A 19800-nucleotide genomic window follows, 5' to 3' on the forward strand; every position below is an offset into this window, starting at 1 on the left:
AGGTGTTGTGTCAGGGGCAAACCCGAGAGCGGACGCAGGCACGGCGCTGGCCGGTTCCGGCACGGGCGTTGGATCAGATGCGTCAAGCCTGTTTCCGCTCCCCGGCATTATGAATACGATCATCGGTTCATTTCAGTCCACATCCGTAGGTGTCGCGCAAACAGAGCAGATCGGCATGAGCAAGGTCTCAAACGTCGGACAGACTTCGATGGAGCACGTTGGAACGGCGAAGAAGACGACCGTAGGTACGGAATACCGAGAGATCACAGGTACGTACCGTTCGATGGAGTCGGGGAAAGATATAGATATCCACGCGACGAGGATTGTTCAGATTACCTCTTCAAAAAGCGTTTTGGTTTCGGAAGAGAAGATACTCCTCTCCACCCCGGGGGGAATGATCGAACTAAATGAGGAAGGCATCATCATTTCTGGCAAGCGCGTTCGTATAATCACGAATTCGCTTGACATAGAGAACGGGCTGAAAAGCGAAAGCTGCATGAAGACATCGAGAGGTATCGTTTTTGGCGACTAATCTTGAAAGTCTCTTGGCCGCAAGTGGCGGTATGCCATCCTTCGCGTTGTTAGATGGAGCAAGCATTGCGAACCTCTACAGCCGCCTCGAAGCGTCGGATGCTCGCTTCCTAAGCCTTCTGAATGGCCGATCGGCTGAGGCCTATCTCAGAGTGTCACCGTTTATCGCCGAAATTCAAACTAGCTCCCCACGATTGGAAAAGCTGGTCAACGATGCCATCTCCTTGGGTGGACTGATCTGGCTATGTTCCGATCAGCCGATAGAGAAAATGAGATCAAGGCTTTTCAAATTCTATTACTGGCGAAAAGGTAAAAATCATGCATACGCGCGTATTGCCGACGCTATGTACTTCTCCTCTTTCATGAAGATTGCAAACGAGGACCAATTGCGGATGTTGGGTGCAGTAACCCAGCGCGTGGTTATTCCGCGCGATGCCGAGTTTGAAACCATGAACTACAGCCACGAAACAGGCAGATTTCATTCTAACCAACATGCTTACGGAGAGGTGCCCTAATGGCGGCCACTGCATCAAGCAAATTTTGTCCGAATTGCCCTCCGGATGACATATGTGAAGAGCTGCGCAAAGTCGTACGAAGGCTGGTTTTCCAAAAGAAAGCGGAAACTGGCACTCGTGGGCTGGCAGAGCGCTTTATGGATCAGTTAAACGGAACACGTGCAGGCTGGGCGGGTCACGATGAGGCGATCACCAATCTGAAACGTCAAATTGCAAAGGTCATGAAGGACTTCTCAGACAATAACTGCGGAGACAAAGCACCGATCGGAAACGATGCAAAGCAGTGGATCAATCGGCCTAATCCGACAATAGACGAACTCAAAATGGAGGCTGTACCTGAGGAACCATCAATGTTTAGTATGGATTATATATCGAAGGTGACTGGCCTAACAGGGGCGGCACTTGTAGCATATGTGATCATTTCTGAAGGATCGCGTTTGTTTCCTCCCCGCAACCTTGTCCCAATTCCTTGAGGTTAGCCATGAATACGAGACCACCAGAAAGTTTGATTTGGCGAAACCTGATAGTGTTGCCAAGCATGGACGTCATTAGTTCTGACATGATGAACGACCTGTGCTTCCAAACCGAGAATTATTCCGCGCTGAAAGCTGAACTCCGAAACACCATTAAGGAAAGCGATCTCGATTCCAATACTTCGTACGCTCTCTGGGACAACGCTTTGCAAAAGATAGAGGCCACGCTAGGGCGCAGGGTTCGCAGTGATTTCGAACAGTGGGGCTCCGGTTTTCCCTGTGACTCCGATGCTGTTCTGCGTGAACTTGACGCGTGGGAACGAACTTGGCCTGATCTTGTGAATACGCTCCGCTCGTCTCCGTCTGTCGCTCCGTGGGGCGACCGCCTCGCTTCTGACTACCGTTCGGCAGTGCGAAACCAGACCTTTGACCAAAAACTCGAGGGACGCCTCGCTGACCCACTGAGTGAATGGGATAAGGCCTGTTTTAGCCGGTACGCGAACGAGGACTTGATGTCCGAATCTGAGTTTTTCACCCCCCTAATCATGGGTGCCGACAGGCTTCGCCTTTGCCAATTCTGGAAACATGCGTCCACAAGCCTCTCTGCTGCTCAGAAGCAGCTTGTTTGGCAGTTGGGATCGGATGTTTGGAGCCGGATGCACGGCTCTATGAACGAAGCGGACCTGAAGATGATGCGGGCCGAGTATGGAGATGAGGAGAGTTTCCAGAAAGCCCTCTCTGCACTAAACTCTTTTAACCCGAAACCGATCCAGCTTCCAAGCCCGGACATAATGCTGTCGTATGTGTAAGAGGTGCGCCTATGCTCTCTGACGAGCAACTCGTCGCTTTGGAGACAATTTACTTCGAAGAGCGATTTCTGCCGAAGATGATCAGCCATCTGCGTGACGAGGGTGTCACTGAATCTGATCAGCGCCTGATGGCTCACTTAAAAAAACTTCACGAGGGCCTGGCTCGAATTCGTATTCACAGTCCTCGAAACACGTTTCGTTTCTATCGTTTCACTCTAAGGCAGTCAGAAATGAGCGACAACGATAACCAGTATTTTTATCGTGTTGTCCTCAACACCTCCATCGAGGAAACGGAACGCCTTAACCTGATCGAAAAGAATATTCTGGCTGAGAGCAACGTAGAACGCTGGACGGACTTGCAGTGAAAACCACGTCTTCCAAGGACGTGAACGTTGGAGCAAACCATGGCAAACCCTACCGCGACAATCGGGAAGATGCATACCTGCCCGCAAATTGATCCCGGCCCCACGCCACATGGTGGCGGCCCTATCATTACTGGCCAGACATTCGTACGGATCAATGGTGTCCCAGTTTCGGTAATTGGCGATTCCACCGTCTGTACGGGCTGCGGCTGTATCGACAAAATAGTCGGAGGCTCTGGTATCGCGCGTATAAACGGGCAACCTATCGCACGTTTGGGCGACGCAACTGATCACGGCGGTGTGATTATCGAGGGCGTTGGATCGGTTAGAATCGACTGAATGAATGAGCCTGTTTTCCGAGAATTATACCGGGCGGGAGTAGTGTTCTGATAATAGCAGAACGGTGACCGTTGGAGGGCGCTCAAGGGATATCGCGCCGAAGTACGCCCCCCGATGGACGATCGTTTCTAAGTAACCGTGACTTGCTCTACCCGTGGATGGTTGCTGGCGAGGATCGGAAAGGCATTCCACCCGGCACTAGCGAACAAGACGAAGCGATTCGGTTTGTTGAATGAACGCTGCAGGTTTGCATATTTCACATATCGGCCCCGGAGATTTTTCCAAACACGGGTTTGCTTCCGTCAGGTAACGAGTGCGGCTATCGAAATCATTCAAATAATTCCGAAGCGGCAGTTGATGCCCGATTGTTTGCTCCCTAATCGTTCTCTTATGCAAAACGTGACCCGCCTCATACGAATACGTTGATATCCGCCCCCCGCGACACCGCGGCGACGATCAACCGTTTTCCATGAGGTTTTCAAATGGGTATCGCACAGCGCGCGAAGTCGCTTCGCTCGAGCCGTAGCACTGCATCTATCAGGTCGTTTCCGCCCGCGGCTTCCATCAAATGTGACGGGCCTGCGCTCTACCGATCACAGGTATCTCGCGATGTCGCGTGCATCCTCGATCTCAATCCCTCCGTCACGTCATGGCGTTGCATGCCACTGTCGCTAGAGCTCTTCGGAAATGCGCACGTTCCTGACTTTGCTGTCCTCGACAGCGACGGATCGGAGGTTCTAATGGATGCGCCGGATAGGCTGCTGCCGTGCGATGCGGCTTTAATCGAGAAATCGGCCGACGGCATCGGCCTGCGATATCGATTGGTTTCCCCGGAGGAAATCTATGACGGACCGCGGCTTCAAAACGCGCGAGACCTCTTGCGCTACGGCAGCGTCCAACTGGCGCTGGGCGATAGACTGAAGGTCCTCGCCGTCTTGAATGACGAAGGCAGCCTGACGGTTTCAGAATGCCTGACGATTTTCATTGAAACCAGACCTCCCATCGCGGGTCTGGCTCAGATGATCCTGCGCGGTTTTGTCGACGTCGATCTCGATACCGACCTCCTCGGACCGGAAACCGCCGTGCGCCGAATACGAGGTTGACCCGTCTTCAGTGGCAGCCCTCATTCGCAAGCACCAGGTCATCTCCATGAAACCCTACAACGCACACGAACGTCACCTTGATCTTAATCGTGAACCCAATCTCCCGACACGTCTTGCGATGGACGCGATGTCACGTCCCCTGCGAGGAATTCTGAAGCGGCGGACCCCATTCATCGCCGCCCTTATCATCCCCCTCTCCGCCAACATTCACCTCTACAAATCCGCCGCCTCCGCTTTGTTCGAACATGCGGACCGATGACCACAAGTCTGGGATCAGTGCGTCCCTCTCCGGGGAGCCAAGCGTTCGGGTGCGGAAGGTCTCCATAAACACGGAAAGGTTTTGACGGAGGCGTTCCGCAGAGGCATCTATGAACGCGCGGTGGAGGCGCATTGCGTCCTCAAAATCCTGATCCCGTAGACGACTGGTTTCGTCGTTGAACCAGAGATTGAGGATTTGAATATCCTCGTGAGGCTGCGCGAAAAACCGGCATCAGGAATTTGCGCGCGTGATGAAGATCGTGCCTGTTTCGTTTCCTTCTCTAGGAAGTTTCGTTCATCTCCGAGCGACGAAAGGCTGGCTTTCACCTGATCAATCGATCGTCTGACGTTCTGCAATTCTGTGGCCACTGCGCCTGCTTGAGACTTCAACGACGACAGAGACTGACGTGTACGCTCTCGCGTCGAGGTTATGTCCTCATTTCTCTCAACCCACTCCTTATGCGCAGCGGCCCTGAAAAGCCGAATCCCGCGCGGCTCTGTTCGTGTCGCCGAGCCTGGTCCGTGATGTCGGCGAAGGCTTGCTCGTGTTTACGCACGGACAAGGTGATCGACGTAGGGCGATCCTGGACACCGACGGCCTCGCTTTCAAGGTTCTCAAGCTGTTCGGCAGCCCGTTTCAATCCATCGGAAATCCTGACCAAGCGCCTGACCTGTTCGTGAAGGGACTGCCAACCTTCCCCAAAACCCTGACCAAAGAATTCCTACTGATCGATCTGGTCAACAATCTCGGCCAGCTGGCCGAGGACCGCGATCAGGTGCTGGCCAGCGTGACGGAACGTGCCCTGCAAGGCGATCGCACCGCCATCACCCGTGCTGCCAAGGAATACGGCATGGTGCGCACTCAGAAATTCTTCAACACCCTCGCCGGATATCCACATGCCAGCTGATTTCCACCATAGGCAAAAGGATTTTGCTTCCCTGCTGCGCATCGTCGCTGACCAGATGAAGGTGCAGCCGGTGCTGGTCGAAAAAGACTACTGGATCATGCATTGCCTGTACAGCCTGGAGCAGTTGGAGATGGCGTTCGAGTTGAAGGGCGGTACCTCGCTCTCGAAAGGATACCGCTTCATCAACCGCTTCTCGGAGGATATCGATATCCGTATCGAGGCGCCGAAGGCGATGGAGGTAAAAAACGGCCCCAATCACGACAAGGCGGCGCATCGTGAAAGCCGGAAGGCCTTCTATGACTGGCTGACCGAGACAATCACGATCGACGGAATCCAAAAGATCGAGCGCGATACCGAATTCGACAACGAGACGTATCGCAGCGGCGGCATCCGCCTATACTATCACGAGACGACCGGCCCGAAATCGGATCTCAAGGACGGCGTGTTGGTCGAAGCCGGCTTCGACACGGTGGCTCCCAATACCAACAAGGATATCAGCTCCTAGGCCTATGACTACGCGGCATCGCGCGTCGAGCTGATCGATAATCGCGCACTGGCCGTTCCCTGCTACGAGCCTGGCTACACGCTGGTCGAGAAGCTCCAGACCATTTCCACCAAATATCGCAAGCAGCAAGAAACCGGCCAGTTTCCCGCTAATTTCCTGCGGCACTATTACGACGTCTTCTGCCTACTGAACCAGCGGGAAGTGCAAGACTTCATCGGTACGGAAGCCTATCTCGAGCACAAGGACCGACGTTTCCCGAAGGCTGACGATCAAAACATAAGCAGCAACCCCGCTTTCAGCTTTTCGGACCCCGAGACGTTCGGGCTTTATGAGCGCGCATATGAGCGGACCTCGGCTCTCTATTATCATGGCCGGCCCAGCCTGAAAGAAATCTTTGCCCGCATCACCATCTACGCGGAGCGTCCCTAACGAGCTCATGCCCCGGGTCCGCCGGTGAACGCAGTTTACAAACCAGGATCGACAACTTCGCAAATCGACTATCTTACCTCGCCTTGAGCGGCTTCGAACCGTCGACCCTCGCAATTCGTTTAACTAAGTCCCTGAAAAGACGTCGCTGTGGCGAATAGGAGCATATCAAACTTAGGTTAGGGGACGCCATCCGGTCTTAGAGACGATCATGGATGCCAACAATTCGCATAAACTTGGATGGAATGGTGGCAAGAATGACCGCACTTCATTCATGCAACGTCAACGGGTCTCGGAGGCTATCGGTGCGGGTTTCTTTTCTGACGTCTCATACGTTGGTGACCCGCTAACGACATATGAATTTATGGGTATCGAAAATGGTGGTGTCTAAGCCGAGAACGTGGTGATACTTATGCTCGACGGACTTTTAGCTTGGCAGCACAAACTAAGCCCTTGCCTATTCTTCTGGGTATTCGTCCCGATGGATAGTCTCAGGATCCCGGCCTCTAGTGATGGGATTGACCTTTCGAAGCTCTGCCAATCCCTCGACCGCTATGTTCTCGAGAACCTTCAAAAGCTCGCGATACCCAGTGATCTCCTTCACAGCGTCTGGGACGACGTAACCCGCGTCCTCCATCTTTCCGACAGGGATTGGCAGCGGTGGCGGTTCATAGCTGCCTGCCATTAGGGCATATGGCGAGAAATACATAAGGAGCACGCCTGCATATACATATCGGCTCCAAACCTCGTCGTATGCTTGTCTCTCTTCGTCTGTTTCGAGGAGATGATATCCTGGCTTTCCGAGCGGCTCAAAGTAGGTGTTGAAGTTGCTTCGGCGCTCCAGTTGTCGCCGGCTCACTGGTTCCCGACGGAGACTACGTCAAGGGTGCGATCACGATCGCCGAGTGGCTCAGAACATAGGAGGGAAACAATCATGAAGACCATCCTCCATGCCGCTTCAGCCCTTGCGGTCTCTCTGGCCACAGCTTCCGCTCATGACGTTGCCAAGCCTGGACTTGCATATGACACGAAGGACGCGAAGGTGACGCTGGTTTACGAGCATCCCCTCCCGGACGTTCCCGGAAAGAGCGTGAAGGGCGTCCTCGTCGAGTACGGCCCCGGCGGCTACAGTTCCGCTCATACGCATGCAAAATCCGCCTTGATCTATGCGACGGTTCTCGAAGGCGCCATCCAAAGTGCCGTGAACGGTGGCGAGACGAAGACCTTCATCGCCGGGCAGAACTTCACCGAGCTGCCGGGCGACCGCCACGACGTCAGCGCCAACGCCAGCAAGACCGAGCCGGCGAAGCTGCTTGCCGTCTTCGTCGTCGATACCGATGACACCGCCCTGACGACACCGCGAAAGCCGTAGCGCTACCTACCAGACCTACCCCCTCACCTAGCACAAGCAACGACGGTTTCTCCGGCGAACGGAGAACCGTGTCCACGAGAAAGGAAAACAATATGTCCCGCATGAACTGGTCCGAAGTCGCCCCCGAGGGGGCCAAGGCGCTCTTCGGCGTCCATCACTACGTCACCAAGAAAACGAACCTGCCTGGGGAGCTGATTCATCTCGTCTTCCTGCGCGTGTCGCAGATCAACGGCTGCGCCCATTGCATCGACATGCATAGCCGCGACCTACGCAAGACAATGTCGGTAGACAAGATCACGCTCGTCCCGGTGTGGGACGAGGTGCCTCACCTGTTCAGCGACCAGGAACGAGCAGCACTGGCCTGGGCTGAAGAAGTCACGAATGTCAGCCAGACCCACGCCTCGGACGAGGCTTATGCCGCGGCCGCGTCAGCCTTCGAACCGAAGGATCTCGTCGATCTGACGATCACGATCGCCGCGATGAACGCCTTCAACCGCCTGGGCGCGCCATTCCGGCTTCCGGTGGCGGCCAAGGCCTGACCAGCGTCCGGTCATCGCTCGACGAGCACCCTTCAGTTCCAGACAGGTCGACAGGGTGTTCCGCTCACAGAGGCAATCCCAGTAACCGCGTCGCGATCTCCCAGAGGCGGACCGCGTTGTCCTCATCAACCGCGTATCTCGCCACGCCTTTGAAGGGCCCAGGTCCCCGCTCGTCAACGACCGAGGCCTCCTGGCAATCGTCGAAATATCGACCGGAAATGCCTTCGACGAGCGGCGAACCCGCCAGCAGCACCGACGTGGCTGCCCCCTGCTCTATTGTCTTGCGCAAATGCTCGGGGGTTCGCAGGCCTCCGGTGTGCTTCTGAAGCCCCGTGGCAATCGCTCCGGGATTGAGCGCGTTGGACGTTATCCCGTCGCTGGCCCAGTTCTTGGTGATCCCAACGGACAGCAGGATGCAGGCTGTCTTCGATTGCCCATAAGCAAGGAGCGGATCGTATGGAATGAAGCGGAAGTCTGGATCGTCCCAGAACACGGGCGCGAACAGGTTGCCGGTCGAGGCGACGGAAACGACACGGGCACCATTTGCCTTGGCCAGATGCGGCCGCAGGCCAAGGGCTAGCGCGAAATGCCCCAGATAGTTCGTGGCGAACTGCATCTCCCGCCCTTGCGCAGTCCGCTGCAATTCCGGAATGGCCATGACGCCCGCATTGTTGACGAGAAAGTGCAAAGGCTCGTTCCAGTTCTCCGAGAATTCCTGCACGGAAGACAGATCCGCGAGGTCGAGGCGCCGAACGCGCAGTTGAGCCTCGGGCATACTCTTTTTCAGCTCAGCGACTGCCTTCTCCGCCTCATCCGGGCGGCGGGCTGCAATCGTCACAGCAGCTCCCGCGGCCGCGAGAGCGCGGCTCGTCTCCAGCCCGATGCCAGCGGCGCCACCGGTTACGATGACGTTCCGGCTGGCGAGGTCGACGCCTTCCAGAACGTCGGCGGCCGTAGATGAAAAGCCGAACGGTATCGGTAAAGTCATGGTTGTACTCCTTCAGTAATCGACTTGTCCCAAAGATAAGCGCATGGCATTCATGAACTAGATGACCACCGTTACACGCAATGATGAGATAATTCGAACAGTGGGCTTGCTCCCTCCTGGCGAGCTAGCGGCCTTCCTTGCCGTCGCCGAGCACGGAGGTTTTCGCGCTGCGTCCCGAGCTTTGGGCCAGACGGCGTCGGCCTTGAGCCACGCAGTCGCCGGACTGGAGAGACGTCTCAAAGTGAAGCTCTTCCACCGTTCGACGAGGAACGTCTCGCTGACGGAGCCTGGGCGGAGACTTGCGGAGCGGCTCATGCCGGCGCTTAGCGAAATCGGAATGGCGGTCGAGGAGCTTCACGACCAAGCCGCCTCGCCGTCCGGGCTTGTACGGATCAACTGCGACGCCAACGCCGCCGAGCAGGTGCTAATGCCGCTGTTGACGCGCTTCGTGAAGCTGCAGCCGGCAATGCGCTTCGAAATCCGGTCCGAAGGGCGACTGGTCGATATCGCCGAAGGAGGTTTCGACTGCGGCATCCGCGAGGCGGAACTCGTCCCCGGCGAGATGGTCGCAATCCCGATCGGTCCAGACCAGCAGCACATCGTGGTGGCATCGCCCGCCTATCTCGACAATGCGCCGCTTCTCGAAAGTCCGTCGGATCTCTCGCTTCACCAGTGCATCCAGCTCCGCATGGCGGGCGGGTCGATTTATCGCTGGGAGTTTCAGCGCCGGGGCGAGGATGTCGTCGTGGCGACGACCGGCAACCTCGTGGTCGACCAGTCCCGACTTCTTCTGGCCGCGGCTCTGGACGACTGCGGCCTCGCCTATGTCACTCGATGGATGGCCGAGGAAGCACTTGCGGACGGGAGACTCCGGCAGGCGTTAGCCGAGTGGACGCCGCCCTATCCTGGCCTCTGCCTTTACTATCCCAGACACCGCCATATCGGAGCGGGGATGCGGGCTTTTCTGAACTTTTTGAGGGCCAATCGATCGATCTAAGCTCTTGAACGGATACCAACTCGCGATCTGCTCATCAGACCTCTAAGTGACTGAGACTTCGACTACTAAGCGTATGCGGATCGGTGGTGCGGCGTACCGGAGCTTATGGAACCGCTAATTCCAGCCGACCAAGGAATATTATGGAGAGAATACAAACCTGTCGCAGCCGCGGCATTCGCGATACAAACCGCGGCTGGTCGTCCACCAGCTGCGTCGTTTTGTTATGTCTTCTACACCAGCTGTCCGGTCGAATTTGAGCACTTTTCGACTTCGGCGGGGATCAACTGCCGCTCTGTTCCAACGGGTGCGAAGGTATAGCTGCCACAACTTTGATTTCCACAAGAAGACCGGGATGGGCAAGTTCAGAGACGCCAATGCAAGTCCACGCGCATGTTCCGCGGGGGAAAATTCGGTCCTTTACCTTGCGAAAGGTATGTATGTGCTGCTGCAATCCGACATGATACGTAGTCATTTCGACAACATCTTCGAAGCTGCAACCTGCCGCTGACAAAACGGTAGCTAAGTTGTCCCAACAAGCCTCGAATTGCTTCTCTGGGTCGTTGATAACATTCATGTTGGTATCACGTCCAACCTGCCCCGCGCAGAAAACCAGGTTTTCGAAGCGTACTGCAGGGGCATAGCCTGCCCGCTCCACAATGGGCCTCATTGCCAGCGGCACGATAATTTTGCGATTCACAAATGATCCTTTCTTCGTCCGCATAGGCCGAGCCAAATTAGCTAAGTGAATGCACTGATGCGATGGGGTCGTTGTATTGAAGGCGCGTTAGCCCCGGATTAGGTTGAGACGATCAGGCAGGGCTCTTTGCCAATAACAAGCGACCGCCTAGCAAAATCAAAGCCGCCCCGGAAACTGTTTTGATCCTTCTGGCGATGTGCGGGCGATTGAGGAAACCGGTGACGCTGCCGATAAGGAGGACAACTACGCCGTAAAAACCTACAGCGATCAGAGCATGTGTGAGTGCAAGCGCGGCGCCATTTGCAAGCACCTCCTGTTGGTGGCCCTCCAAGAATTGGGGGAAGACCGCAACGTAAAAGATCGCCGGTTTGGGATTGAGGAAATTGCTGAGATATCCGCGAACGAAGGCTTTCGGAGCTGTCAGGCTCATTGGAACCCGGCTTGGATTTATGACAGATGCATCCAGACCGCGCAGCGACAAGAGAGATTTGATCCCCAGCCAGATGAGATAGGCTGCACCCAACAGTTTCATGACTGTGAACAAGATTGCCGACGCTGCGATCACTGCCCCCACTCCAACAAGTGCCAACGTGGCATGAGAAACGATGGCTGCGGCGAACCCGAATACCATCCCGAAGCCGGTCAGCTTCGTGTTGCTCGGCGAATTGGCTAGGAGCAAAGCCAGGTTGGGTCCCGGTGTCACCACGATCATGGTAACGATAGAGATAAATATGAGGTATTGATGCAGAGGGATGGACATGGCAACGACCTTGCGGTTTGGGCACAATTAGAGCGTACTGCATCCGACCGTTTTCCGGCCTGAATCATACGAAGGAGTTCGAGTCGAGACGGAGTTATCGGGTACAGTGCTCCCGGGCAACAGATATGCAGAGCACCGTTTCAACGAGGTTGAGAAGTTGAGCCATCCTACATTCGTAAGGAGTGCGCTCCTGCTGTACCTTCCATGGCGATCTGCATTGAAGGCCCGCGACGACACCAGGCTTCGAAGCTCGATGTTGGATCGCGGGGACCCTCTGATGACAACGTTTATCCGATGCAGCGATCACATCACTAGCAAGGCACGAGTCCAAACTCGCAAAACGCCGCGGCTTGTGAATTTGCAGAGTTACCGCGGTCCTTTTCTGTCAGTCGACAGCTTCCGCGGCCTCCTCGATCACCTTTGCAACTGCGGCTGCCTGCGTTATATAAATGGCGTGGCTGCCCTCTACCTCTGTCACCCTTGATCCGGCGCGCTTGTACATCCGGCGCTCCAGTTCGGGGTTGATGGTCTTATCGTTCTTGGCGACAATCCCATAGCTGGGCTTATCGTGCCAAGCGGCAATAGACACGGGTGCACTGGTGGCCGCGATGGCGACAGGCATCTGAGACCGGGCCATAAACTCGCCCTTTTCCTTGGGCAGATCCGCCCCGAAATCAGCTGCGAACTTTGCCGGGTCGATAAGCAGGAAGCCATCCTTTGTCGGCTTGATATCGTTGGTGGGTGACGGCATCGATTGGAGCAGTTGTGCGGTGCTCTCGCCCTTTTCTGGCTGCAGTGCCGCAACATAGACTAGTGCCTTGACCTTGGGATCATCACCTGCTGCCGTGATGATCGTGCCCCCATAGCTGTGGCCGACGAGAACGACGTCCCCGTCCTGCTGATCAAGCACGCTCTTCGTGGCTGCAACGTCCTGATCCAGGCTTGTCAGTGGCTGCTGGACGATGCTGACATGATAGCCGTCGCGGGTCAGGATGTCATAAACGCCGCGCCAGCCCGAACCATCCACGAGCGCGCCATGCACAAGCACGATGTTGCGCGCGTCCGCTAAGGCTGGGGCTGTTAGGGCAGCGGAAGACAAAAGCGCGGCAATGAGGCCAGCGGCCGCTTTACTGAAGTTCGACATGGTCGCTTGTTCCTTGAGCTTTGTGCGTGAAATAACTGAGGCTTTGAAATCGCCTGAAGGACATGTCTCTCCCCCTATCCGAAGGAGAGACGAACGTGATCGCTTGCGCTTACTGCTTGACGACAATTGGAGCCTTAATCGGCACGCGTTCATAGAGGTCGATAATGTCCTGGTTGAGCAGGCGCACACATCCGGAAGAAACTGCCTTGCCAATCGAGCGCCATTGCGGATTGCCGTGCAGACGATAGAGTGTGTCGTGGCCACCGGAGAAGATGTACAGCGCTCGAGCACCCAGCGGATTTTTCAGGCCCGGCTCCATGCCGCCATTTTCGATCGAATATTTGGCCAATTCCGGCTGGCGGGCGACCATCTCGTTCGGCGGCTTCCAACGCGGCCATTTCTGACGCCACTGAATGATGCCGTTGCCCTGCCAGGCAAAGCCATCGCGCCCGATCCCGACACCATAGCGCATCGCGGTCCCGCCCGGCTGGACGAGATAGAGGAAGCGGGAGGGGGTGTCGACGACGATCGTGCCGGGCGCCTCGCCAGTCGGGTCGAGGACCTGCTGGCGATAGTAGCGCGGATCGATCTGCTTGTAGGGGACCGCCGGGATTAGAAAGCCGCCATCCTCGGTAGGACCGTACATGACAGCCAGTTCGGCATCTGTCGGCGCACGAGCGATGTGGACAGAGCCGATCGGTTCCTGGAGAGGCGTCGACTGTCGCCCCACCATCCGGCCCGTGCCGGGGGTGGAGACGCACCCTGCCAGGGCCGAGACCGCAGCCATCGCCGAAAGCGACAGGAGGCTGCGGCGGGATAACGAGGTATCAAAGCTCATGCTCAATCCTTGTCTTGCCACCTGCGCAGATCCGTCTGGCCATGATACGGCATGCGATCAGGCGTGGTGATAAACTCAATCATCGTGCCCCACGGCGCTCGGCAATAGCAGACCCTGTTTCCAGGACCTTTTTCGGTTGCGTAGGGAATAGCTCGTGGTGCCGTAAGGGCTGTTCCGCCAGCCTTCTCAAAGCGCTGTACCGATGCGTCGATGTCGTCGGTATAGACACCAAAATGCGTGATGCCGAAGTCGCTCGGTGTAACCGGTTGCGCTTGTTTGGGGCCGTGCATTTCAAAGAGCTCGATGTCAGGCCCGGTTCCGATCTTGACCATCGCCTGCGCACGCACAACCGTTCCCGGGTAAGCACCAGTGGCCCGCTCGAACTCGGGTCCCTGCCTGGCCGGATCCTGCGGCCCGAACGATTGGTAGATCACCTGGCCGCCAAAGGCTTCCACCAGGAACGATTTTGCCGCTTCGATGTCAGGCACCGTGATGCCGATGTGATTGACGCCGCGAATGACAGGTGCGGTCATGACAATTTTCCTTTCTTGTTAAATCAATGAACGCGATCGAGCTCAATTTGCCCGCATCGCAGAGTTCACTTGGCCTTGAGGAAATCGATGAGAGCAGCGGCCACTTCATCCGGGCGCTCGTCCGCCACATAGTGACTGCAGCGGGCAATCGAGCCGCCAGTTACATCTGTGGCGAACTCCTTGAGCATCGCGACCATATGAGCACCGAAACGCTGCTCGCCGCCGAGACCTAAAACCGGAATCCGGAGCGGTTGTTTTTTGTATTCAAGCGCGGCCGCATGGTCGGCGGTCAGTGTGCGGTACCATTCCATGCCACCGCGCGTGCGACCAGGAAGTGCCATTGCTTTCGCATAAATGTCGATATCTTCAGGATTAAAGGTGCTGTGATCGTAAAACCGCTCCGCCATGAAGGTCGAAACATAGTCATGTTCGCGGCCATAAATCAGGCGTTCCGGCAGATCCCGATTAGCATGGAACGCGAAGTGCCAGATCTTCGCCGTCGTCGCCTCCCACTGGCTCCAGCCAGGAAGCGGAACATCGAGGACGGCAAGGTGAGTAACCGCATCTCGATAGATAGCGGCCTGCGGAAGCGCTACCATTCCGCCGATGTCATGGCCGCATACGGCATAGCGTTGATGCCCAAGGGTAATCATGACCTCGTGCGCGTCGCGCGCCATCGTCGCCTTATCGTAGCCGTCAAGCGGGCATTCGGAAAAGCCTGCGCCGCGTAGATCAATCGCCGCCACGCTGAACTGCTCCGCCAGCAGCGGCATCACATGGTGCCATTCCCACCATGTTTCCGGCCAACCGTGAAGCAGAAGGATCGGGGGGCCGGAGCCGCCCGTGACGGCATTGATCTTGATGCCGTTCACCGGCACCAATTGCTGGGTAAACCCTTTCAATGTTGGGATCATGATGACTTTCCAATCGATGTGACGTTCAAGCAGTGCTAGCTGCCAGATCAGGGCTGATCGAAATCGGTGGCAATCGAGATGTCGCGCCAGGTGTCGATATCGCGGCGAAACGAAGCCAGCTTTCGCTCAGCGATTGAATGCGCGACGGGCCCAAGCGGCAGATGAAGCGGGGTATTATCGGCGTCGACCGCCTGCAGGATCACTGCAACCGCCTTGTCGGGATCCCCTGCTTGATTGCCGTTGTTGGTTTCCCGATAGTGCCTGCGCGAACTCGCGGCGTATTCCGGCATCTCGTTGGCCGCCATCGTGATCGAACGGCCGAGGAAATCGGTGCGAAACGGGCCAGGCTCGACGATCAGCACACGGACGCCGAACGGCTTCAGCTCACCGGCGAGCGCCTCGGAAACCCCTTCAACCGCAAACTTGGCGGCATTGTAGTATGCTGCGCCGCCGCTGCCCGCGATCCCTGCGCCGGACGACATATTGACGATCATTCCGCCCGAACGTCGCAAGCTCGGCAGCGCTGCTCTGGTGGTTTCGATAAGACCGAAAACGTTCACCTCGAACATCGGTCGATATTCTTCCGGCGTGCCTTCCTCGAGCGCGCCAAACAATCCGTAGCCGGCATTGTTGACGAGGACGTCAAAGCCGCCGAATGTCTCGACCGCCTTAGCGACTGCGGCTTTGACTGCCGCCACATCCGTCACGTCGAGCGGCAAGGTGATCATGCGGCCACCGAAAGGCTCAGCCATTTCTTCGATCGAGTTGACGTTGCGGGCAGTTGCGACAACCTGATCGCCTCGCTGTGCCGCGGCGAGCGCAAGCCGCTGGCCGAAGCCGCTTGAGCAGCCTGTGATGAACCATGTTTTCATAACGTTTCTCCGCTTGGTTTCGAACATGACTTGAATCTAGATGTTTAGATCTGTACTTGAAGTGACAGTTTTGTATTTTCACCGTTCACTTTTGTAAGGGCTTGGGCCGTGGAATGGAGCGACGTAAAAATCTTCCTTGCGATTGCGCGATCCGGCACGCTCGGCGGTGCTGCGCGTGCTCTTCATACAAGCCATCCGACCGTCGGCAGACGGCTGCGTGCCCTTGAGGATGCCATCGGCCACACACTCTTCCAGCGGACCGCGGACGGTCTCGTGTTGACCGAGGAGGGCCATGGGATCATCGCCCTGGCAGAGCAGATGGAAGAAGGCGCGCTGGCCATGGAGCGCCGGCTCGCCGGGCAGGAGCAAAACCTCAAAGGCAATCTGCGCATCTCATCGGCAGACTGGTTCGGGGCCTATGTCCTGCCTCCCATCGTGGCGGATTTCTCGAAAGCCTACCCCAATGTAGACGTCGAGATCCTGACGGGCACTCGCCTGTTCAACCTCGCCCAAAGAGAGGCCGACGTTGCCTTTCGCATCGTTCCGTTCGACACTGCCGATGTCATTCAGCGGCGGCTCTTCAGGCTCGAATACGGCGTCTACATCGCCGAGGAGTCGCCTGACCCTAAATATGGCGACGGGACTGGTTTCCGTCTGATCACCCACGACACTTCGACAGGGCAATTTCCCGACATAGCCTGGCTCGCCGAGAGTTTTCCGAACGCGAGACCTGTGCTGCGATCAAACAACCGAAACGTCCAGGGGCGAATGTGCAGGCAAGGCGTTGGGATCGCCGTCCTGCCCCGCGCAGTAGGCAATCAAATCCCGGGTATCCGCAGACTAGAACTACCCAAGCACCCGCCGGCGCGAGACATCTGGATGGGATATCACCGCGACCTGCGACGTCTTCAGCGTCTTCGGGCGTTTATCTCGGCCGTCTCGGACCACATCACAAATGCCCCTGCATGGTAAGCCGCGCGAAGAAGATCGATTCTCCCCGCCGATCCCCGGCTGCGGTAGGACAGCCGCCACAGACAACTTACTTGCTGGCCGCAATCTCCCTGTGCCGCTCCACCACAGCGCCCACGATCATTGTCATCAGCCCTTCGACGAAGTGCCGACTGAGGCCAACGTCATTGGCGATACTCATCACTCGATCCAATTGGCGTCGCTCTCGCTCATTATCGACCGCCGGCAACGCCTGTTCGGCTTTCAAGTGGCCGACATGCTCGGTACAGCGAAAGCGTTCGGCCAGAATATAGAGGAGAGCGGAATCCAAATTGTCGATGGTCCTCCGGTAGGAAGCGAGTTGCTGTGCCACATCATCTGTCATCATTTGAATATCTTCCAAGTCGTTTCGTAGGCGCGAGGTAGAGCTTATGAGATGGGATGCATACTGCGACGCGACAGGGCGATCGTCAGCCAAATTGCCGAAACCAGGAAGTAGAATGCGCCGACGCCAGCGTAGCCCGCAACCGTGGCGATAGAAGGCTCCTGAGGCCTTTGCGCCTGAAAGATGAAGAGAGCACCGGCCACAGAGGATTGGGCTCCGCTCAAAATCATCACCCACTGACCTCCACTCGTTCTCCAGCGCCGCACGGCAGTTCCAAGCTGCAACAGGCCTGAAAAGATCGCCCATAGACCGAAAGCGCCGAGAACCCAGTTCATGTTCATTGTCAGCGCCAGGATCACGGCTATCGTCATAACCGAGCTCGCGGCGACGTTGATCGCTTGGCTCCGGTTGGCGGCAAGACCGCCGCTCCTCGCGGCATCGATAACGTTGGCGACTGCATCCCAAGCGGGGTAAATGATCAGCAGAGCGGCAGCCACCGCAAAGGAATGTTGTCCGGCCGTCAACGCAGTCGCGACCCACAGCGATGAGAAGGCCGCTCTGGTAAAGTAATACTGCTTGAGCCACTGGTCGTTGCCGCGCGCGGCACGGGAGGTCTGGTTGTTCGACATCGTTTTCTTTCACTTTCTGAACTAGTTGTTTAATGGTTCGCGCAAGCGTCGTCAGATGAAGGCGAAACGCTTGCCCAAGAGGGTGTTCTCCTCCCATTCAGTACGGCGGATCCGATCGCTTTGCCGGAGAGTTTCCCGGCTGACATTTCGGGACTATCGAGGTCCTGGCCGTCGCGAGAAGAAACCGTCGTCCCGCCGCCGTGGGCAACCCTTGATGCCCATGCCTTTCCGAAGGCTCATGGATTGTTTTCCTGTGGTTCACCATTTCGATTACCTCAGATGCCGGCGTACCACTCGTAGCCACGGTCTTCCCAATAGCCGCCGTTCCCACCCCACAGCCCGGCGAAGCTGTCGACCAGTTCGATACGCATGATGTATTTTGCCTGTTTGTAGCCAAGCTGTCGCTCGACCCTGAGGCGCAAGGGCGCGCCGTGGCCGACGCTGAGATCCTGGCCGTTCATCTGGTAGGCGAGGATGGTTTGAGGATGGGCCGCATCGATGAGATCAATGCTCTCATAGTAACGACCGCTTCCGTCGAGCGTCTTTTCGAGTTCGTCGGCACAATGCAATACGACGTAGCGCGCCGTTGGCTTGACCCCGGTGAGGCGCAACAAGTGGGAGAGCGGGACGCCTTTCCATTTACCGATCGCACTCCAGCCTTCGACGCAGTCATGGCGGGTAATCTGGGTGCGGGAAGGAAGCGCCTTCAGATCAGCGAGTGAAAACGTCTGAGGTCGATCAACAAGACCGTCGATCTTCAGTCGCCAGTTTGCGAACTTGCCTTCCAGCAGCTCCGCATATTCATCGCTGTCGGGAGCACTCGTTCCATTGACACGGAAGGAGGGGGAAATGTCCTTTTCGTCAAACTCGCGCGCCAGTGAATCGCGCCCCTGAAGCAGTCTTTGGGCTTTTATGGTCAGATGCTCAGCTGAGCGAAGGACTTTTGCGACGTCTGCGTTCTGGTCCAAGAGGTCGCAACCCGAGAGAGTAAGGGCGCTGGCCCCGAGCGTGCCGCCGATGAGAAAGCGGCGTCGGGTGAAAAGCTTGCTCATGATTTCGGGCCTTTCTCCTGGATCGCATAGCGTCCGGTGATCATCGAGCGGATGTTGTTCCAGGTCCCGGACAGGACCACCATTGCCACATGCACGACAACGAAGATGACAAGCGCCGACGCTGTGATGAAGTGGATGGTGCGCGCGGACTGACGTCCGCCAAAAATCTCGATCAAGGCGGGCAGAGCGGCATCGACGCCCGGTGACATGGTCAGGCCTGTCAAAACCATCAGAGGCAGGAGGACGACAATAACGGTGAGATAGGTGAGCTTTTGAAGCGCGTTGTAGTGCCTGGCCTCCTCCCCTTCTGGAAAGCGGAGCCGAGCGTGGTCGAGGATTTCGCGGCCGAGGTGGCGCGGCGAGATCTCATGGGGCTTTGGCGCCAGGTCTTTGCGGAAATGTCCGCTGAGCACGCTGAAGCCGAGATAGACAATGCCGTTGATCACAAGCAGCCAGGCGAAGAAGAAATGCCAGCGACGTCCGGCGGCAAGATCCTGGAATGAAGGGATGGTTGCCCAGGAGGGAAAAGCGCGTGAGACCTGTTCGCCATCAGCCTGAGAAACGCCAAGCACGCCCGTCGTGGGGATCTTCAACCCGGCAACACGTACGAAACCGCGCGGCTGACGGCCGCCGTCATCGGAGCCTATTGTCAGAACGGCGGGATCGCCGTTCGCGCCATAATGACCCCAATAAAGCTCTGGGTGGGCATTGAAGATCTGCAGCCCGCTCAAAAGAAGGAAACTCAGGCAAAGCACGTTCAGCCAGTGCGTGACACGGGTCACAACCGAGTGCCGGCGGATAAAGATCGTCCGTGGATATTCAACATTGTCGTTGGAAGCGTTTGCGCTCATCTCAGCGTCTTTCATCGTTGACATTTTACGGCTGCAGATCAGGCGTCGCCGA

Annotated in this window: 26 protein-coding genes and 2 pseudogenes; 15 read left to right on the forward strand and 13 right to left on the reverse strand. The window is 56.8% G+C overall.

Translation table 11 applies throughout. The features are described 5' to 3' along the window. The 11 genes and pseudogenes from ASF69_RS23510 to ASF69_RS04350 form a co-directional block, all read left to right on the forward strand. Window positions 1-532, forward strand: a pseudogene (locus ASF69_RS23510) (type VI secretion system tip protein VgrG); the annotation flags it as partial. After that, window positions 522-1046 carry a DUF4123 domain-containing protein gene (locus ASF69_RS04310; protein ID WP_156461988.1) on the forward strand — a complete coding sequence of 175 codons (525 nt, stop codon included), beginning with the start codon at window positions 522-524 and terminating at the stop codon, window positions 1044-1046. The pseudogene ASF69_RS23510 and the gene ASF69_RS04310, both read left to right, overlap by 11 nt. Continuing rightward, entirely contained in the window at window positions 1046-1519 is a 474-nt protein-coding gene (locus tag ASF69_RS04315; RefSeq protein ID WP_062585748.1) for a hypothetical protein, read from the forward strand. Before ASF69_RS04310 ends, ASF69_RS04315 begins: the two co-directional genes overlap by 1 nt. An 8-nt stretch (window positions 1520-1527) precedes the next feature. Further along, the gene (locus ASF69_RS04320; RefSeq protein ID WP_156461989.1) at window positions 1528-2328 is read left to right on the forward strand and encodes a hypothetical protein; all 801 of its coding nucleotides are present in this window, start codon (window positions 1528-1530) and stop codon (window positions 2326-2328) included. 11 nt (window positions 2329-2339) lie between these two features. After that, on the forward strand, window positions 2340-2693 hold the full coding sequence (locus ASF69_RS04325; RefSeq protein ID WP_062585752.1) for a hypothetical protein: 354 nt from the start codon (window positions 2340-2342) through the stop codon (window positions 2691-2693). A 69-nt stretch (window positions 2694-2762) separates the two neighbouring features. Continuing rightward, window positions 2763-3029, forward strand: a complete 267-nt coding sequence (locus ASF69_RS22675; RefSeq protein WP_348271370.1) for a PAAR domain-containing protein — start codon at window positions 2763-2765, stop codon at window positions 3027-3029. A gap of 740 nt (window positions 3030-3769) precedes the next feature. Next, window positions 3770-4132, forward strand: coding sequence for a hypothetical protein (locus tag ASF69_RS23515; RefSeq protein ID WP_244475393.1), 363 nt, complete (start codon window positions 3770-3772; stop codon window positions 4130-4132). Window positions 4133-4178: 46 nt separating this feature from the next. Beyond that, the gene (locus ASF69_RS23020; protein ID WP_156461990.1) at window positions 4179-4391 is read left to right on the forward strand and encodes a hypothetical protein; all 213 of its coding nucleotides are present in this window, start codon (window positions 4179-4181) and stop codon (window positions 4389-4391) included. Window positions 4392-4893: 502 nt separating this feature from the next. After that, window positions 4894-5298, forward strand: coding sequence for a hypothetical protein (locus ASF69_RS23520; RefSeq protein ID WP_244475394.1), 405 nt, complete (start codon window positions 4894-4896; stop codon window positions 5296-5298). 97 nt (window positions 5299-5395) lie between these two features. Further along, window positions 5396-6232: pseudogene (locus tag ASF69_RS04345) on the forward strand (nucleotidyl transferase AbiEii/AbiGii toxin family protein). A 208-nt stretch (window positions 6233-6440) separates the two neighbouring features. Then, on the forward strand, window positions 6441-6620 hold the full coding sequence (locus ASF69_RS04350; RefSeq protein ID WP_062585758.1) for a hypothetical protein: 180 nt from the start codon (window positions 6441-6443) through the stop codon (window positions 6618-6620). A 66-nt stretch (window positions 6621-6686) separates the two neighbouring features. On the opposite strand, the gene ASF69_RS04355 is transcribed toward ASF69_RS04350, so the two are convergent. Then, window positions 6687-7088 (reverse strand): hypothetical protein, encoded by a 402-nt coding sequence (locus ASF69_RS04355; RefSeq protein ID WP_062585760.1) that lies wholly within the window; start codon window positions 7086-7088, stop codon window positions 6687-6689. A 75-nt stretch (window positions 7089-7163) separates the two neighbouring features. On the opposite strand from ASF69_RS04355, the gene ASF69_RS04360 reads away from it, so the two are divergent. Together ASF69_RS04360 and ASF69_RS04365 are read left to right on the forward strand one after the other, a co-directional pair. Further along, window positions 7164-7601, forward strand: coding sequence for a cupin domain-containing protein (locus tag ASF69_RS04360; protein WP_003517453.1), 438 nt, complete (start codon window positions 7164-7166; stop codon window positions 7599-7601). Between the two features lie 92 nt (window positions 7602-7693). Next, entirely contained in the window at window positions 7694-8140 is a 447-nt protein-coding gene (locus ASF69_RS04365) for a carboxymuconolactone decarboxylase family protein (protein WP_062585762.1), read from the forward strand. A 64-nt stretch (window positions 8141-8204) separates the two neighbouring features. Here ASF69_RS04365 and ASF69_RS04370 read toward each other — a convergent pair whose 3' ends face one another. Next, on the reverse strand, window positions 8205-9128 hold the full coding sequence (locus ASF69_RS04370) for an SDR family NAD(P)-dependent oxidoreductase (RefSeq protein WP_062585764.1): 924 nt from the start codon (window positions 9126-9128) through the stop codon (window positions 8205-8207). Between the two features lie 313 nt (window positions 9129-9441). Here ASF69_RS04370 and ASF69_RS04375 point away from each other — a divergent pair, with 313 nt between their 5' ends. Further along, window positions 9442-10125 carry a LysR substrate-binding domain-containing protein gene (locus ASF69_RS04375; RefSeq protein ID WP_062585766.1) on the forward strand — a complete coding sequence of 228 codons (684 nt, stop codon included), beginning with the start codon at window positions 9442-9444 and terminating at the stop codon, window positions 10123-10125. A 280-nt stretch (window positions 10126-10405) separates the two neighbouring features. Here ASF69_RS04375 and ASF69_RS04380 read toward each other — a convergent pair whose 3' ends face one another. The 7 genes from ASF69_RS04380 to ASF69_RS04410 all read right to left on the reverse strand — a co-directional run bounded on the left by ASF69_RS04380 (window position 10406) and on the right by ASF69_RS04410 (window position 15883). Further along, window positions 10406-10822: a RidA family protein gene (locus tag ASF69_RS04380; protein WP_200939034.1), complete on the reverse strand. Its 417-nt coding sequence runs from the start codon at window positions 10820-10822 to the stop codon at window positions 10406-10408. Between the two features lie 112 nt (window positions 10823-10934). Continuing rightward, on the reverse strand, window positions 10935-11582 hold the full coding sequence (locus ASF69_RS04385) for a LysE family translocator (RefSeq protein ID WP_034499637.1): 648 nt from the start codon (window positions 11580-11582) through the stop codon (window positions 10935-10937). A gap of 385 nt (window positions 11583-11967) precedes the next feature. Then, window positions 11968-12726: an alpha/beta hydrolase gene (locus ASF69_RS04390; protein ID WP_062585768.1), complete on the reverse strand. Its 759-nt coding sequence runs from the start codon at window positions 12724-12726 to the stop codon at window positions 11968-11970. 109 nt (window positions 12727-12835) lie between these two features. Next, entirely contained in the window at window positions 12836-13564 is a 729-nt protein-coding gene (locus ASF69_RS04395; RefSeq protein WP_062585769.1) for a L,D-transpeptidase, read from the reverse strand. A 2-nt stretch (window positions 13565-13566) separates the two neighbouring features. Then, on the reverse strand, window positions 13567-14097 hold the full coding sequence (locus ASF69_RS04400) for a VOC family protein (RefSeq protein ID WP_062585770.1): 531 nt from the start codon (window positions 14095-14097) through the stop codon (window positions 13567-13569). 65 nt (window positions 14098-14162) lie between these two features. Continuing rightward, window positions 14163-15011 carry an alpha/beta hydrolase gene (locus tag ASF69_RS04405; RefSeq protein WP_062585771.1) on the reverse strand — a complete coding sequence of 283 codons (849 nt, stop codon included), beginning with the start codon at window positions 15009-15011 and terminating at the stop codon, window positions 14163-14165. Between the two features lie 47 nt (window positions 15012-15058). Continuing rightward, on the reverse strand, window positions 15059-15883 hold the full coding sequence (locus ASF69_RS04410) for an oxidoreductase (RefSeq protein WP_020808327.1): 825 nt from the start codon (window positions 15881-15883) through the stop codon (window positions 15059-15061). 108 nt (window positions 15884-15991) lie between these two features. On the opposite strand from ASF69_RS04410, the gene ASF69_RS04415 reads away from it, so the two are divergent. Continuing rightward, window positions 15992-16855, forward strand: a complete 864-nt coding sequence (locus ASF69_RS04415) for a LysR family transcriptional regulator (protein ID WP_020808326.1) — start codon at window positions 15992-15994, stop codon at window positions 16853-16855. 67 nt (window positions 16856-16922) lie between these two features. Here ASF69_RS04415 and ASF69_RS04420 read toward each other — a convergent pair whose 3' ends face one another. From ASF69_RS04420 to ASF69_RS04435, 4 genes are all read right to left on the reverse strand, one after another. Then, window positions 16923-17234, reverse strand: a complete 312-nt coding sequence (locus ASF69_RS04420; protein ID WP_020808325.1) for a chorismate mutase — start codon at window positions 17232-17234, stop codon at window positions 16923-16925. A 26-nt stretch (window positions 17235-17260) separates the two neighbouring features. Then, complete coding sequence (locus ASF69_RS04425) at window positions 17261-17845, reverse strand: DUF308 domain-containing protein (protein ID WP_020808324.1); 585 nt, start codon at window positions 17843-17845, stop codon at window positions 17261-17263. Window positions 17846-18120: 275 nt separating this feature from the next. After that, window positions 18121-18897 (reverse strand): molybdopterin-binding protein, encoded by a 777-nt coding sequence (locus ASF69_RS04430; RefSeq protein ID WP_020808323.1) that lies wholly within the window; start codon window positions 18895-18897, stop codon window positions 18121-18123. Continuing rightward, window positions 18894-19748, reverse strand: coding sequence for a cytochrome b/b6 domain-containing protein (locus ASF69_RS04435; protein WP_031233276.1), 855 nt, complete (start codon window positions 19746-19748; stop codon window positions 18894-18896). The genes ASF69_RS04430 and ASF69_RS04435 overlap by 4 nt, the downstream gene beginning before the upstream one ends. Window positions 19749-19800 lie beyond the last annotated feature (52 nt).

The sequence above is a fragment of the Rhizobium sp. Leaf311 genome, from assembly GCF_001423445.1.
GTDB lineage: Bacteria > Pseudomonadota > Alphaproteobacteria > Rhizobiales > Rhizobiaceae > Agrobacterium.